The organism is Ascidiimonas aurantiaca, from assembly GCF_037646345.1.
Taxonomy (GTDB): domain Bacteria; phylum Bacteroidota; class Bacteroidia; order Flavobacteriales; family Flavobacteriaceae; genus Ascidiimonas; species Ascidiimonas aurantiaca.
Window position 1 is genome coordinate 34,350 of the sequence record NZ_JBBEWR010000003.1, and the last position, 15,790, is coordinate 50,139.

The 15,790-nt window shown below is 36.6% G+C and carries 11 protein-coding genes; 5 read left to right on the top strand and 6 right to left on the bottom strand.

The features are described 5' to 3' along the window. The first annotated feature begins 1 nt into the window (after position 1). From WAO84_RS04880 to WAO84_RS04890, 3 genes are all read left to right on the top strand, one after another. The gene (locus tag WAO84_RS04880; protein ID WP_340064038.1) at positions 2-2,617 is read left to right on the top strand and encodes a carboxypeptidase-like regulatory domain-containing protein; all 2,616 of its coding nucleotides are present in this window, start codon (positions 2-4) and stop codon (positions 2,615-2,617) included. Positions 2,618-2,887: 270 nt separating this feature from the next. Beyond that, entirely contained in the window at positions 2,888-5,380 is a 2,493-nt protein-coding gene (locus tag WAO84_RS04885) for an eCIS core domain-containing protein (protein ID WP_340064040.1), read from the top strand. Between the two features lie 35 nt (positions 5,381-5,415). Beyond that, positions 5,416-5,961: a type III secretion system chaperone family protein gene (locus WAO84_RS04890; protein ID WP_340064042.1), complete on the top strand. Its 546-nt coding sequence runs from the start codon at positions 5,416-5,418 to the stop codon at positions 5,959-5,961. Here WAO84_RS04890 and WAO84_RS17195 read toward each other — a convergent pair. Then, positions 5,931-6,275 (bottom strand): hypothetical protein, encoded by a 345-nt coding sequence (locus WAO84_RS17195; RefSeq protein ID WP_422614475.1) that lies wholly within the window; start codon positions 6,273-6,275, stop codon positions 5,931-5,933. The genes WAO84_RS04890 and WAO84_RS17195 overlap by 31 nt on opposite strands. 486 nt (positions 6,276-6,761) lie before the next feature. On the opposite strand from WAO84_RS17195, the gene WAO84_RS04900 reads away from it, so the two are divergent. Then, positions 6,762-7,307: a PAS domain-containing protein gene (locus tag WAO84_RS04900; protein ID WP_340064044.1), complete on the top strand. Its 546-nt coding sequence runs from the start codon at positions 6,762-6,764 to the stop codon at positions 7,305-7,307. Positions 7,308-7,425: 118 nt separating this feature from the next. Here WAO84_RS04900 and WAO84_RS04905 read toward each other — a convergent pair whose 3' ends face one another. After that, on the bottom strand, positions 7,426-8,436 hold the full coding sequence (locus WAO84_RS04905; protein WP_340064046.1) for a LamG-like jellyroll fold domain-containing protein: 1,011 nt from the start codon (positions 8,434-8,436) through the stop codon (positions 7,426-7,428). Positions 8,437-8,866: 430 nt separating this feature from the next. On the opposite strand from WAO84_RS04905, the gene WAO84_RS04910 reads away from it, so the two are divergent. Next, positions 8,867-10,273, top strand: coding sequence for an alpha/beta hydrolase family protein (locus WAO84_RS04910; protein WP_340064048.1), 1,407 nt, complete (start codon positions 8,867-8,869; stop codon positions 10,271-10,273). A gap of 69 nt (positions 10,274-10,342) precedes the next feature. On the opposite strand, the gene WAO84_RS04915 is transcribed toward WAO84_RS04910, so the two are convergent. From WAO84_RS04915 to WAO84_RS04930, 4 genes are all read right to left on the bottom strand, one after another. Beyond that, positions 10,343-11,551, bottom strand: a complete 1,209-nt coding sequence (locus WAO84_RS04915; protein WP_340064051.1) for an outer membrane beta-barrel protein — start codon at positions 11,549-11,551, stop codon at positions 10,343-10,345. Positions 11,552-11,864: 313 nt separating this feature from the next. Next, the gene (locus tag WAO84_RS04920; protein WP_340064053.1) at positions 11,865-12,947 is read right to left on the bottom strand and encodes a hypothetical protein; all 1,083 of its coding nucleotides are present in this window, start codon (positions 12,945-12,947) and stop codon (positions 11,865-11,867) included. A 685-nt stretch (positions 12,948-13,632) separates the two neighbouring features. Continuing rightward, a complete protein-coding gene (locus tag WAO84_RS04925; RefSeq protein WP_340064055.1) occupies positions 13,633-13,836 on the bottom strand; it encodes a hypothetical protein in 204 nt (67 codons plus the stop codon). A gap of 91 nt (positions 13,837-13,927) precedes the next feature. Continuing rightward, complete coding sequence (locus tag WAO84_RS04930; protein WP_340064057.1) at positions 13,928-15,667, bottom strand: helix-turn-helix domain-containing protein; 1,740 nt, start codon at positions 15,665-15,667, stop codon at positions 13,928-13,930. Between the last annotated feature and the right edge of the window lie 123 nt (positions 15,668-15,790).

Below are 15,790 nucleotides of genomic sequence, written 5' to 3' on the forward strand. Positions count from 1 at the left end.
AATGCTATTAATATTCGTTTTTGTGAGTGTATTGTTCTCCCAAATATATGCTCAAAATGTAGTTATACATGGATTTGTAAAAAAATCTAAAAGCGAAGGAATAGAGAATGTCTCTATAGTTGTAGAAAGTAAACAATCAAGTATTATAGGCTACACTTTCACCGATGAAAAAGGTCAATACTCTTTACTTCTTTCATATAATAAACAAGACAGTATCAAAGTTATTGCAGACCGTTTAGGTTATCAACGAAAAGAAGTAATTTTTCAAATACCCCCTGATCAAACTAAGTTTGAAATTAGCTTTATCCTCAACGAAGAAGCCGAAAAGCTCAACGAAGTAGTTCTTGAAGCATGGGAAAAAATCAAAGTAAAAAAAGATACTATAGTTTACAGAGCATCCGCGTTTAGAGACGGAGCGACACAAACCCTGGAAGATCTACTCAAAAATATACCCGCAATAGATATAAATCAAAGTGGAATGATCAGTGTTAATGGCAAAAGCATTAGTAAACTATTAATTGAAGGCGATGATCTTTTTGATGATAAATACAAAATCCTTTCAAGAAACCTGGATGCGGAGGTAATTGATGAAATAGAAATATTAAACAATTTTGAGGACAATCCAGTCTTAAAAAGTTTTCAGGAATCTGAGAAGGTGGCACTGAATTTAAAGTTAAAAGCAGATAAAAGAAATATATGGTTTGGTAACATAGACGCAGGTACAGGAAGCAATGAACAATACCGTGCCTCCATTAATCTTGGATTACTAAAGAAAAAAATTAAGTTTTTTAATTTCTTCAGCGCCAATAATATTGGCAATACATCTTTTGAGCAAATTGACAATGGCAATACCATTACGGTCTCTGCACAGCAAACCACAAAAAAAACAGAAAAATCAAATAATGAATTGGTAAGTATCGATAATGTATCTGACATTAATTTTTCAAGAAACGAAGACATCTTTAACGATTCCTTCATTAATTCCCTCAGTTTTGTAACCTCTTTGTCAAAAAGCACAAAACTAAGAAGCCTTACATATTATTCATTTGATCAAATAGAGAAACAAAATTCTAACTTCGTTCAATTCTTCATTCAGCCAGATATTGTGACATTTAATGAAAACAATAAACTAAACATCCGCAATATTGCTTTTGGTAAAGAGTTAGAGTTAAAGTACACTAATAAAGATAAAACCTTTATAAGCTATGATTTCACTTTTGAAAACAGACCTACTTCTGTTAATAACAAACTAATTTTTAACACCGATACTATAAATCAACAACTTAACACCAATGCGGTTAACTTTTTTAACCACCTGAATATCACTCAAAAGCTTTCTGCCAATAAATTATTGGTAACATATGCCTACTTGGGTATTAATAATACAAATCAGGATTTTACTATCCAACCTAACATTTTTGAGGAAAACAATCAAGGTGAATCGTCAATTAACCAAAATTTAGATACCCCTCTAAATTACTATGGGATATCAACCGAACTAATAGGTAAAAACGAACACTCCAATTACAGCGTTGAGTTAACGGCGCAAGTTGATGTTGACAAGATAAATTCTCGATTTAGTTCAAACAATTTTTCGATTGACAGCCTTTTAAACAACACAAAATATCAAAATTCCAGTTTAGGTGCTATTGGCACTTATAAATATAAAATTTCTCAAAAATTAAGTATTAATAGTTCTATTTCTTTATCTCAGAATCTTATTGATTATAATAACAGGAAATATCGTTTCTTTTTTGTGAATCCTCAAATGCAAATAAAACTTAGGAAAACGCGGCTGGGAGATTTTACTTTGGGATATCATTTTCAAAATGAGTTACCTGTAATTGATTATTTAAACGAAAATTTTGTTTTAAGGAATTATAGAACGTTTAATCGCGGATTTAATGATATTGAGACCCTTGCTAATCACAACCTCAGGTTCAATTATTTTTTAAATAAACACAAGAAGCGCTTTTTGATCAATTCTTTTTTGATTGTTGGTATATCTAACAACAGTTTTGGTATTGAAACTAATGTAAACGAAAACCTGAACCTAAACCAATTTCGCTTACTGGATGGAAAAAGATTTGTAAGCTATAATTTTAATTTTACCAAATACATAAGACCTCTTTCAACCAGTTTTAGATTGAGTACACAACATACATGGACAGATATACCTATTAGCATCAACAGTATTACCAGTAAGCTTAATAACTATAATGCCAACTACCGGTTTCAGGGTACTACTTATTTTAATATACCCGTTAACTTCAAGTTTCATTTACAGGCTAATTTTTCAAGAGGAGACTTCCAAGGCCAAAGTTCTACCAATCAATATTTTGAAAGTGAACTTACTAGTAAATTAAAGCTTTCGGAAAAATGGTATGCGCAATCTACCAATAATTTCTATCGAATTAACCAAAATGACTTTCTCTTTGTTAATTTTTCTGTAAACCATACTCCTGAAAAAAGTCGATGGTCATATCAACTCACCGGAAACAATTTGACCAATATTAATAATTATGAAAATGTTCTTATTACAGAATTTCAAAGAAACGAATCTCGTTTTAGAATTATACCCAGATATATAATATTAACTGCAAAATATAGGTTTTAAAAATGCTCTATGGTTTCTTTCAAAACGCATTATTGTTTTTTAACCTTTTTAAATGTTTGAACATCAAAATTTTGTATAACATATTACACAATAGCGTAAAAACCTATTTTTTTCAAGATAAATTACTTACTTTTATAACCCTAGGAAAGGTATATCTTACCTCTACACTGTTTAACATGGTATAAACCCTTTCTACAAACTATGTATATGGCCGATACCCCCCTAAAATTCCCGTTCTCTATCTAAAAAACTTTCCAAAAAGTCTGAAGTATGCGTATCCCTTTTGAGAAAACAGAACCACGTACAAACCCTGCACTCTCAAAAACGAGTGATCTCCAACAAAAGCAGGTATCTGCTCATAATTTCCCCAAAAATGCATTGCAGCACAAATTGTACGGGTACGCCAATACCAGTGACCGGGTATTGCAACTAAAAACCGTTCAGGGTATGGCAAACAGCAGTGTTCAGTCACGGCAGATGCAGCAATGGGCAACAAAGGCACATATATATGCTGAGCAGCGAAACCTGCCGGTTCAGCCAAAAACGAACCAAACAGGACTGCCCGACCAGCTTAAAACTGGAATTGAAAGCCTTTCAGGCTATGCTATGGATGATGTAAAAGTACATTATCATTCTGCCAAACCGGCACAGCTACAGGCACATGCCTATACCCGGGGTACAAATATTTATGTGGCACCGGGGCAGGAAAAACACCTGCCACACGAAACGTGGCACGTAGTACAACAGAAACAGGGACGGGTACAGCCTACTTTGCAACTAAAAGGTAAAATACCGGTAAACGATGACCCCGGACTGGAAAAGGAGGCCGATATAATGGGTGCCAGGGCACTATCTGCCACCAGCACTTTGCAGACACTGCAAACCGCCGGCCAGTCATTTGGCTCACAGTTAACCGTTCAGCGTGTCGGGTTGGGAGGCTGGCTGAGCAGTTATTACGGTGACGGGATGAAAAAAGAAGAGGGACAGCCAGATATGCCTGTATCCAACTCCCGCCGTATCTGGGGCGGCTGGCTCGACTCTGGTATATCACTGGCCAAAAACTGGTATGGCAGGCACGACCCGGAAAAGCATCCTGAAGGACTCGCTCCACATGATTTGGAAAATGAGGAAACCCTGGAAGCTTTTGAGGCCCGTAAAAAAAGCTGGGAAAGTGGGGAAAGAAGAAAGGGGAAGGCTGCTGGGGCCGCAGGTGGCCTCCTCGGTAGCCTTGGAGGCATTTTCCCTAATCTGGGATATGATGCATATACCCTCTGGCCTGCAGCAAAAGGTTTGCATAAGCATACCAAAAATGCTATGGATCTGGCCGATAAAGATGTAGAAGATGTACCCGAATCCAATTCATGGTACGGGGTGCTGGGCAGAAAAGCACAGTCACTGGGAACTTCAGTATTATCGCCTGTGATACGCGGCGTGGGTAGTGCCTTTAAGCAACAGGGAAACAACGAGGAAAAATCACCGAAATATGGCGCTATGGGTGATACTTTTCACTGGATGAGCGACAAAGGTGATGGAACAGAAGGCAGCGGATGGGATAAATTTGGTGCGCTGTTGCATACGGGCATCGGTACTCTGGCCCAACTGGGAGTAGGTACTGCCACCGGTATTATGAAAAGTGGCAAAAACATTACCGATTATGTTGCCGGGAAAATAGGCCCCGGCCCCATCTCATCAGTTACCGGGCCTTTTATGTTACACCAGGGGCTGGAAGCAGGAGGAATGACCGGCGATACACTGAAAAAAATTCAGGAAGCCATTGACGGCAATAAAACCGATACCGGAAAAGTTGAAAAAATTGATGAACTTCTAAAATCGCATGAAAAAGACGGAAAGGTTAGTACAACCCTGGGTGAAATAGGGAGTTCGCTGGATCAGGCAGGGGCCCTTTCACAGGTAGTTTCCGGGGCTATGAATATCCCCTCTGCACTATTAAACTACATATATGCCGATAAAAGCACTCCTGTTAAAAAAGGGGTAGCAAAACACAGTGGCCTGGAACAGGGAAAAGAGGCTGCCAGTAACCTGCTACGTGGCGGATTCTTTGCTGCCACGGATATTGCCAAAGGAGATGAAGCTACCAAAACTTCACAATGGCTGGGGCTTACCAAGCTTTTTGGAACCAGCGGCTCAAAAGCCGGTACTACCGCTTCTGCCCTGGGTTATACCTCTACCGGAATTTATTCTGCTTATCATCTCTGGAAAGCCGGTTGGGCAGGAAAAGCCTGGTATGACCTGAATAAGGTTAAAAACGCAGCTCATACTGATGACCATATGAATTCTATGGATGATAACGTGCCTTCTCCGGTTACCCCTACCGATAAATTTCTCAATTATGCTACCGATAAGAAAAAAAGTGCTTTCTACAGAAATTCCTTAGCTTTGGCAGGAACCGGAGCCGCCCTGTTGGGTGGCGCAGGTGTGGCCACAGCCATTGGCCTGGGGCTGGGAGGCGTACAGCTTTGGCACTGGCTCTCTTCTAAAAAAGGAGGAAGCGAGCGCCAACGAAAAGCCACATGGCTGGTGAACCAGTATATGGATCACGCAAAATATACAAATAATGCACATATAGCCAACATTGGTAAGGCCCTTATCCCGTCTGATTTAAGGAAGCTTATGGACAACGTACGACAACAAAGGCATGGTAACGTGCAGGATCCGAATCCCGATTTTGTTGACCCGGATCACGGTAACAAACTTCGTGACGAGGCGATCACTGCCGTAGAAAATGAATTGTCCAGCTGGTAACCCTTTTGTGCCAGGATCTTAAAAAATACTCTGTTATGTTAGCAATTGCAAAAAAATTTGAAGAAGAAGGGTTTACATGTTCCCTTATCAAAGCCGGATCTGACGGCGTTACTCCTTTTGATCAGTTATTCATTTTGATGGAAAGTAAAACACAGGAGGTTCAGGCGCGCCTGGAGCTCATGAAAATTCCCGATGCTTCCGGAGAAGATATCTATCAGTTTGTCATGCCACTGGCTGCAGGTATAAACGGTGAAAGATTTGCCGATGTAAGCAGGCTGCTCCTTTTTATTAACGAACAACTTCCGCTTTTGGGTTTTGGGCTCAATGAGGCCCATGCACTGGTATATTTTAAAAGTATGTTACCGGTAGAAGGTAATGCTATACCCCATACTGTTTTGATAAAAACGGCCCGCCTTATCTATACCTTTGCCCGGATTTTTGAAGCTCCTATTCTGCAACTGGCCAATGACCGCATTACACACACGCAGGCCGTAGAAATGGTAAAAGGGCTACTGCAGAAAGCCACGGCAGCCAAAGCACTTGACGATCTTTATAAAAAGGCATCTGCCAGTGATACATAGTGTTTATAAAACCTTCTTGTTTTTATTATTCTGCGATACCCTGTACCCTGTACATTTTGCCTGTGAAAGCGTGCGAAAACAGTTCCTGAAAAAAGTACAGTGAATTTTGCAGTTGCCAATTGAAAGGTCATGGCTAAAAAAGACAATACCAGTAAGAAAGTAATCATTAGTGCAGCATCTGCAAACGCTTCAGGCCTCAGCCAACGACCCAGCAACACATTGTACAGATAATTACCAGCATTTACCAGCAACATACCCAGCATAAAAAACCGTCCGGAAGTTAAATTGGATACACGTAATTTAGATAATTGCAAAAAATTGGTTTTAAACGATTTAGGAACATGGATTTGTACAAATATAAGTTTTTAAAGATTTATCCTACCTGTTAATGAAAAAAGAACGTGTGAAATAGTCATATAGTATCAAAACAAAAGCCTTTTTTCTAACCTGCTTTTTTCCGTTTTCTTTTCTCAAAAAAGATTTCCCGGGAGTAACCATCAAGTTTGTTTCCCGTTTATCACATACATCAAGTTATTTTCATACATTCGATATACCTGATCTCCGCTTTTTATATACCAAACTTTGTTGTTCAATATGAAATTAGTGGTTGGGGGTATTCTTCTCTTTTATTCGATTTGCAGCATTTCGGGGCTTTGCATCATTAAAATAGCAAAAAATGGCCTATACGCAAGACTAGCAGAGATACGCCTGTTTTTATTTATATTTGTTAAAATGATTGCTATAAAATGTTAGAAAAAATAAAAGTACATTCAAAAAGTACTAAGCACAATCTTTGTGATATGATGTCTTTGGATATTTATCTTTCGTATTTAAATACGGAAGATTATCAAAAAATTAAAGACACTATAAAGCCACAAACTACCAGGGTTATGCCTCTTTTAAGCTGGGATCTGTACAGTGAGCATTATTTTAATATCTCGAAGACTTTTAAAAGAACACGGGATATTCTGGAGGTAAAATCGCTGGCAGAAAAATGGAACTGGCGAAACAATATTGATGCTATTTTTAAAGATCAGTCTTTTGAAGCACTCATTATAACGAATGCAGAACGCCATATTTTATGGGTAAATGATGGCTTTACAGAGATGACCGGTTATTCAAAAAAATATGCGCTACAAAAAGTACCGGGGTTTTTGCAGGGGCCCAGTACCTGTGAAAAAACAAGGATGCGATTTCGGGAAAAACTAAAAGCCAATAAACCGTTTACCGAAGTTATCACCAATTATAAAAAAGACCACACGCCTTACACATGCGAAGTAAAAATATTTCCTCTTTACGATTATGATACTACGCATTTCCTGGCACTTGAAAAACAGGTGGTATAGCAATTCACTTTAGTTTCTGCTTACTAAATATAAAAATTAAAATAGCGGGCAAGCCCGCTATTTCTTTAATACATAATGTTTGACAACCATAGGTTGTACTTAAAAATGGTCTACTTTCTTAACTTTTTGAGAGTATGGTTATTTCATTTGCACTTAGCGGGCGATTGTAGATCCTAACTTCATCAATAGCCCCGTCAAAAGGATAACAGGGTCCTCTGAAACAGCTACCCATCCCTATTTGAAAAGGCCTTTCTGACTCCTGAAATTCATCACAATTTACCGCACCCTGTTCAAAATTACGTTGATCGCTTTGTATGCCGTCAATATACAGTTTGAATCCGGAGGGGTCATAAGTGCCGTTCCAGGTGGCTGCTACATGGTACCATTTTTCGGTTTCCAGTTCTGCGTCTAAAGTAGCTCTTCCGGTAAGGTCATCACTATCAACTGCATAAAATACATTGAGTTGCCCTCCTTCTATTAAACCAAACACAAACCCAATTCTTTCATTACAGCTGCCGCCGGCTCCGGTACCGTTATAATTGGAAAGTATTCGATGCGTACCATCGTTAGCAGTTAAATAGATCCAGGCCGCAAATGTGGCCCCTTCACTCAGGTTCTGGTCTATTTCTACCGAGGTCGTGATCGAATCGTTTACGCCGTTAAACAAATATGCCTGGTCTTCTTTATCATTTCTGTCTTTAAATAGGGAAAGTCCCGGTGATAAGGTACCATTAAAACTGTTCTCACTTTCATCCTGAGCATTTCCTGAAAAAGGGTAAAAAGCGAGAAGGCCCCTGGTAGGTACTACCACAATCTCTTTTTTTATGGTGCTGGTTTCCTCAAGGCCAAAAACTTTTAATGATACTTCATATATTCCCGGTTCTGAAAAGGTTATTTCAGGATTTTTTTCTGTAGATGTGGAGGGAGTACCTCCTTCAAAAGTCCACTCTCTTCGAAAAGGCAATCCTTTGGATAAATCGGTAAATTGTATCTGTTTGTCTTCATCTACCACAAAATCACTGTCTATCTCAAAAAGGGCGGTTAGGTTTTCCAGTTTTTCATCATCATCGGAACATGCCGACAATACGATAAAAGAGGTAAGCATAAGTTTCAAAAAAAGGTTTTTCATTCTTGAACAGTTTAAATATTTAATAATTAACACTTAGAGACGCCTTATGACGGTTATAGAGAGTGTGAAGGCCGTTTCAGCGTGCAAAATTAGCTTTTGCCATTCCTAACTATTTGTCAAATAATCTTTTTTTAGGATCGTTGTCACGACCATTCTCTATTTATATAGAAAAACTGATATTTAGGAAAGCGTTGCGATGGGCAAAAAACAGGGTTGTGCAGAAGTTGTTACAGATAAACGGTTACTTACCTGTTTGTGTATATCATTTTGTCGTCCCTGCTACTTTTGCTTACGCAATTACAAAACAGGTCTTTTTTGATGAACGTCAGGCAACCTTTTTAAAGGTTTTTTCATCTTATTATTGGTATGATTTATTAAATTTGCCAACATTTCCGTACACTTATTGCACTTAAAAAATCAAATCTGAAAAATGCTAAAAACCAGGGTTGTCTTATTTTTAAAATTAGTCCTTTTACTACCTGCATGCCTACTGGCTCAATTTACAGAATGTGCAGATGCTAACTATACAGATGCCTTAAAGTCGTCTCTTTGTGCTACTTTAAAAACACCTTTGTATCACCAGGAAGGTGATGATAAAACTATTGACTTATTTGTCAGGAAGTTTCCATCTGTTAAAGAAAAACAGGGTTCACTTTGGTTACTTTCCGGAGGGCCGGGAGAATCGGGAGCAAGTTTATATCCTTTGGTTCCTATGTTCGCAAAAATGTTCCCTCATTTAGATATTTTTATACCCGATCACAGAGGAACCGGATTATCGGGAAAAATATGTCCTGAAGAAGAAGGCATAGACTCCCCAAACGGTATTGCACTGGCAAATAATGAATGGGGGCCATGCTATAACTATATGTATAGCCATCCCGCCTATGTACAGGCATTTTCCATTACCAACGCCGCAAAGGATTACAATAGGATAATTAATGAGTTAAGCGGAGACGGAAAACGTTATGTATACGGTGTATCTTACGGAACTCAATTGATCTTGCGAATGCTTCAATTAGGGTCATTGCAGGTAGATAAAGTAATTCTGGATTCTATGGTACCTCTGCAAAATGATAGTGAGTATGACCTGAGTAAAAGGTCATTTGTAACGGATGATGTAGGGCGCTCTTTTCTGTCAAACAGGGGGGTAGCAGATTCGGGAACATCTCTCATAACAGAAATGCAAAGTGTTCTTAAGCGGGCAGAGCAGGATACCGTATTCGCAAAAAATTTACCAAAACAAAAACTCTCTGTTATTTTTGGGATGATGCTGGATCTTCCTAAAGTTAGAAATCAGATTCCAAACATATTAAAAGCATTAACGAATAATGATTTTGCTCCTTTAAACACTGCGGTTGATGATATCTCTACTTTTTATGAGGAATATGGAGCCTATCCAACATCACCCAGTTCTATACCCCTTGTACAGGTAATCACGGCTTCTGAAAACAACTTAAGGCCCCAATTGACCAAAAGTGAAGTACTGGCAGAATCTGAAGATTTATTGTTTACCAGTAATTTGCCTTATTTAATGGCGGAAAACGCTACACCTGTTTACGAACCTGATGCATACTTTGGAAAAATTCCTGAAAATATGCCCCCTACCTTAATTATTCATGGCACTTTAGACTCTAAAACCCATTATAAAGGGACCATACGCCATTATAAAGCATTGTCTGAAAAAAGTGATCATGTACAATGGGTACCGGTAAAAAATGCACCCCACTTCATAACTCTCTTTGCTCCAAAAAGTTTTGTTGCTGCAGCTACTGCATTTTTACAAGGAGAGCCCGTAGAAAACAAGCCTATATATGATAAAGAAGTATTGCTTAACTAATACAAAAGCATATAATACTTCTTTATCATATATAACCTGTTACGATTACACGGCCGAAGCCATGTGTTTTTAAAACAATGAATACCCCAGTATTACTGAAAAGGTAGTATAGTCTGAGCTCCAATTCCTGGTTTGACCAAAAAAATCACCCAAAAGCTCTCTGTTGGTAAAATATCTAAATTCTACACTATATCTGTCGTTGTGCTTATAACCTACCCCAAACGCCATGTTATTTCGTGTTTTAAATTCATCCAGATCCGTCCCAGGATCAAAATCAATTACAGATGATTCATTATTCAAATCAAAAACTACGGAGCCATTAATAAAAAGTTTGGAATTCTCATTGAGAAAAAAATAGTGTCTTATTCCAACGGGCAACTCAATAGATTTATAATCAACACTAACATTTGTTTGTTCATCAAGCTGTTGTTCTGACTTATAATACTGATAGGTAGGTTCTACAATAACGGCCCATTTATTTTTATTAAACGGTAAAATAAACTCGGCTTCTATTCCAAACCTGAACCCCAACTCACTATCAAAGTCTGTATTTAAGGAACTGTTACGATTATTTTCTATGGAAAGTGAGGAAACATTGAGGCCCGGCCTGATGGTTAAATTAAACAGGTCCTTTTTCTCACTTTGTTCAAAATCGACAAACTCCTGATCGTTGCATTTTATATAATCTGTAAAGAAGTTTACCAGATCTTTTTTCTTATATTCTAATCTTTCAATTTTATTCATACTGAAATCAGGACATTTCAGATCAACCCATAACTGCTGTTTAAACCTGTTGTTTTCTCCTATTTTATTTCCTTCATCAATATATTTTTTATAGACCAACGGCTCTATAGCTGCGTCTCCTTTGTTATAAAAGTATCTTTTGAGGTTTCCATCTTCATACATATACAAATTAGCCTTCCCTTCTACCAAAACTTTTAAAAAAAGTTCTTCTTCTTTGAATTCAGGGTTTCTTTTATTATCCAGAAAGTTAACATTTGAAGCAGATCTATCCATATTTACCGTGGCCCGTATGTATCTGGATACACCGTAAACACCAAATTCTTTAACGGTTTTAATGGTTGCTACCTGTATTTCACTCCCCTCAGACAATTTGTATTGAAAATCAACAGGATTATTTTTCCAGTCTATATTTTTGATCAAACAATCTATCTTTTGATCTGAATCATTAATATAATATCCTTTTTCAAAGATGATTTGGGAATGTGATGTAACTGCTAAAACCAAGAGTAGCAGAAAGAGTAACTTTTTTTTCATTTTGTTTTATTTATTAGATAGTTTGGGCTAGCATAATATATCCATAAATAAAAGTTTGGAGCGGGCCAAACATACCTAAACAAACTGACTCTTCCAAGTATTTTATAGCTTCTAAAAGTTAAAATTAGGTAGTACTTTGTGTAGTGTGTTATCCTTTTTGCCTTATAGTATATTTGCAACTTTTATCGTTGCCTACCTTATTGCAAAATCAGTACGTTATCTTATATATTTGTCTTTCTGGTATTTTGGTGTAAGACTAAAAAAATAGCCCGGGCAAGAACCCAGGCTATTATAAAGTACTTATTATTTTTATCTAATTACATACAACGGCATGTGCTATTACATAGATATCACCTGATAGGTCTTCCTGTATAGTATATTGCCCCGGAGCAACTGTAGGTTTTCCTTTTTTCTCAGGGAACATACTATTACCGGCATAGGTATGTGTTTCCTCTACCGTATATAAATCATCAATATGGTAAGTTACAGTTACGTTACCGTCTATATAGCTTACACTAACGGTTCCTACCAGTGTTCCTTTTGAGGTATTGCATTGTCCGGCACCTGCATACACGTCGTATGATGCTTCGGTACCTTCAGAAAGTGGCCCTATGGTCCAGCCCCAACGCCCAAAACCTTGATCCAGGAAACAGGTATTGCCATTGTCTCCTCTTGCAAATGCGGTTTCACATCCTGAAAACGGCTCGGGCTCACACTCCAGGGTGATGGGGATAAAAACAGGCTGCCTGTTGTTTGTAGGGATCAAGACTATAGCAAGCTGATCACCTTCTCCGGGCTCATACCCTTCTCCATTGGCTATGGCAAGGTCAACTAACTCCTGCCCTTTCTCTTCGCTCCAGTTATCTCCCAGAAAAGCACAGGCCAGGCAGTTTTTGTCATCAATCAATTCCCAAATGGCCCATTGTACATCACCAAAGGTATAAGTACCTCCTTGCTGACTGGTGGTTCCTGTAAAGTTTTGATTTAAAATCCAGTTAATCAAATCAAAGTTGTCGGGATTCTCAAATATTCCTGCCGGTAGTTCTTCATAACTTGAATATACATTGGCTTCAAAGCATTCATCACCAGACAGTGAACGATCAATATCAATACACCATGCTCCATAATCTCCGGCAAGGTTGGTATCATTTATAGTAAGATCAAAATAGGTGCCGTTTGCCTCAACACCTTTTGCAGTGGTACAGGCACTTACCAGAGAAGGTAAGTTTGGAAAAAGGGTAACTTCACATTCTCCTGTTCCTCCGGTATCTTTTCCATTTTTTACTTTCCCTCTGGCTTCAATGGTTTCCAGGGAACCATCATCAACGGGTTCTAACTCACAAGAATAAAAACCCACAATTGTCAGGGCCCAAATGGCCACAAGTAATTTTTTCATGCCTCTTTATTTAATTGGTTAATAAATGGTTAGGGTCTGGAAAGATTAGAGTTTGTTAAAGTAGCTTATTGATTATCAATTAAGTACAGAAGTACGATAAACAACTTAAAAAATCGTTAAATAATCAAATAAGATACATTGGGAATTGAAGCGAAATAGTTACCTGTCTAAAGAGAATTACAGGATAACACTAAAAAAACAGAACCTTTTATACGAATTTATATATCTGTTAGTCAGATTTTTAGCTTGTTTTCTATAATTATCATTTGTTATATGTTTATGCTATACTTTAATTAAAATACTGACTTCCTCTTAATAAACAGGACAGTTTAAAACCGGTGTTTTTCTTAAAAACTTAAGGGTGGCTCATTTTCAGCAACTCTTTTTGTTAAGGCAAATTTCTGTTAAGGGCAGACGGAAAACGGGCATATACAGCTATTTCTCCCGGGGTCATTAATATGTACATGTAAATTGTAGTTCTGCGCTTTCATAGTGCTCAAAACTGCTACCACCGTAATTTTTTTGTTTGATTGCGCAAAACTTCCCTGCTGTAAACATTTCAAAGGCATATATACCCTAGTGGGGTAATATTTCTTTAAGCCCTATAATCTGAACGCCTGCCTGGCTAAAAACTGTTACAGTTTTTTAGGACTCGTTAAAGGTTAAAAGGCAGATTATTTTTACTTTATATTTTTATTATAATCTGAGAGTTTCCAAGACATATTAATTTTTCTTTTCTATCATCTGTTTCAGAGCATCCAAAGCAATCATCAAAAGTAGTATCATACATATCGGGTGTACTCTCTGCTTCATATCCTCCGGATAGATTTATTGAATTATTTAATTTAGCAACGGTAAACTTATCTATACGCAACTTCTTTTTTTTCATAATTTCTGTTTTAGAACTTTTAAATAAAGTCATTAACAGAGAGTTAAAAAAAAAATTGCCGTACATATTGGTCTATATTTATGAATACAGACTAATTTTTACCATCTAGTTTATCTAACTCTTTTAAAAAGTATGAAGGTTTAATTCCTTTAATTTTATAAAATGCTTTTGAGAAAGACTCGGCATTTCTAAACCCTACTTCGTGTGCCATTGCTTTAATGGTATATCTTCTCATTATGGGGGTTGCTCTTAGCATGGAAACAAAATACTCTACCCGCAATGTGCTTATATAGTTTGAAAACGATTTGCCTTTGTAATGATTGATGATCTTTGAGAGATAATTTGTATTTGTATTAAGGTCTTCTGCCAGTGAACTTAAGGTTACTTTAGGTGATAAATACTTTTCATTTTTCTCAAACGACCTTAAACCTTGAAGCACATTATTAACAATTTCTTCGGAAATATTTAGTTTCTTTTTGATTTTTGGTTTTTCTGAACTTGTATCTTCATTACTATGCATTATATCTTCAAACCTCTTTTTATACAGCTGTTTTTTGTTGTACTGTAAAACTAAAAAGCCCACTGCTAGCAATAGAAAACCTGAGATTAAGTAGATAACTATTTTATATTGTACACTGTTTTTTTTCATCTTATTCATAACTTCTTTCTTTTCAGATCTTAATCTGGGTATATCATACTCTTTAAATATGCCCTTGTTTAAGTACAGCTCTTCCGAATGTAATAAGCTATCTACTTTTATGAGTTGATTTATATACAAAAGTTGATTGTTTAGATCTCCTTTTTGTTTGTAATATGTGATAAGCTCCAGATATGCCTGTCTCGAAATAGGATAAATGATCGCTTTCTCCTGAAATATGGTATCTACTTTTTTAAAATACAGAAGGGCTGAGTCTGCTACTTTTACATTGGCATAAGACTTTCCCAAATAATAATAGCCCAACGATAAATTTGATTTTTCAGGGGTGTTTTCAAAAAAAGGGATATGCTTTTTTAAACTGTCTATCGCTTCTTTATAACGTTGTTTGTAATAGAGAGAAACTCCCTCGTTAAGTGAAAAATGATGTGTATAGTACTTTTTCCCGAAAGCTTTAGACTCTTTAAACCCTAATTGATTATAGTATGAAGCAGAGTCAGCCAATTCCAAATCATTATATATGTTTGCTAAAAACGTTATAGAATTCAAGTAACTTAAGGTGTCTATTGATTTTAAGTTTTGTTTTGCATACTTAAAGTTTGCTTTAAATAATTGTAGAGCTTCTTCTTTCTCATTAATCTGTCGTTTAATAACACCGATATTTTCATTTATTTTAAAATACTGTTTTTCATTTTTATATTTTTTGGCAATTTCAGAAACCAAAAGATAATTATCGAGTGCTCTTACATAATCCTTTAAGTTAAAAAAATAATCGCCTTTTAATTGATACGCTTTTAAAGGATAGTATTCATTGCTATTCAACCTGGTAAGCTCAATTATACTGTCACAATATACCAACTGGGTAGCATCGTTAAACAAGACAGCCATTGTGTGATAGCCCATTACCAAAAACTCACTATTATTTTCTTTTTTGGCTTTCTCAATAATAATACGGGCATACCTCTTTTTATGTTCTAAAATGCTCTCATTATTCAGATCTTGAAACAGCTCTATATATGTCTTGTTTTGAATGGACTCATTCTCATTTTGGGCATTAATAAAACCACATGAAATTAAGGTTATAATAAGACTGTGTTTAAAAAAGAGAAGCTTCCAGTTTATCATACCCTGCAAATTCAGATTATATTTTCTATAGAAAAAGTCGTAGATTATCATTTTATATGATCGTCGTTTTAAATAAAAACCTACCACCATGCATTTAAAATACGCATGAGTTCATTTTTTACTTAACAATGTATTTATACAAGTCTTTAAAACAATGATTTTTAAAGATATCTT

Coding starts and splice junctions, on each gene's coding strand:
- WAO84_RS04880 (WP_340064038.1), top strand. CDS start 2: ATGCTATTAATATTCGTTTTTGTGAGTGTATTGTTCTCCCAAATATAT.
- WAO84_RS04930 (WP_340064057.1), bottom strand. CDS start 15,667: ATGATAATCTACGACTTTTTCTATAGAAAATATAATCTGAATTTGCAG.
- WAO84_RS04920 (WP_340064053.1), bottom strand. CDS start 12,947: ATGAAAAAATTACTTGTGGCCATTTGGGCCCTGACAATTGTGGGTTTT.
- WAO84_RS04905 (WP_340064046.1), bottom strand. CDS start 8,436: ATGAAAAACCTTTTTTTGAAACTTATGCTTACCTCTTTTATCGTATTG.
- WAO84_RS04890 (WP_340064042.1), top strand. CDS start 5,416: ATGTTAGCAATTGCAAAAAAATTTGAAGAAGAAGGGTTTACATGTTCC.
- WAO84_RS04900 (WP_340064044.1), top strand. CDS start 6,762: ATGATGTCTTTGGATATTTATCTTTCGTATTTAAATACGGAAGATTAT.
- WAO84_RS04915 (WP_340064051.1), bottom strand. CDS start 11,551: ATGAAAAAAAAGTTACTCTTTCTGCTACTCTTGGTTTTAGCAGTTACA.
- WAO84_RS04910 (WP_340064048.1), top strand. CDS start 8,867: ATGCTAAAAACCAGGGTTGTCTTATTTTTAAAATTAGTCCTTTTACTA.
- WAO84_RS04925 (WP_340064055.1), bottom strand. CDS start 13,836: ATGAAAAAAAAGAAGTTGCGTATAGATAAGTTTACCGTTGCTAAATTA.
- WAO84_RS04885 (WP_340064040.1), top strand. CDS start 2,888: ATGCGTATCCCTTTTGAGAAAACAGAACCACGTACAAACCCTGCACTC.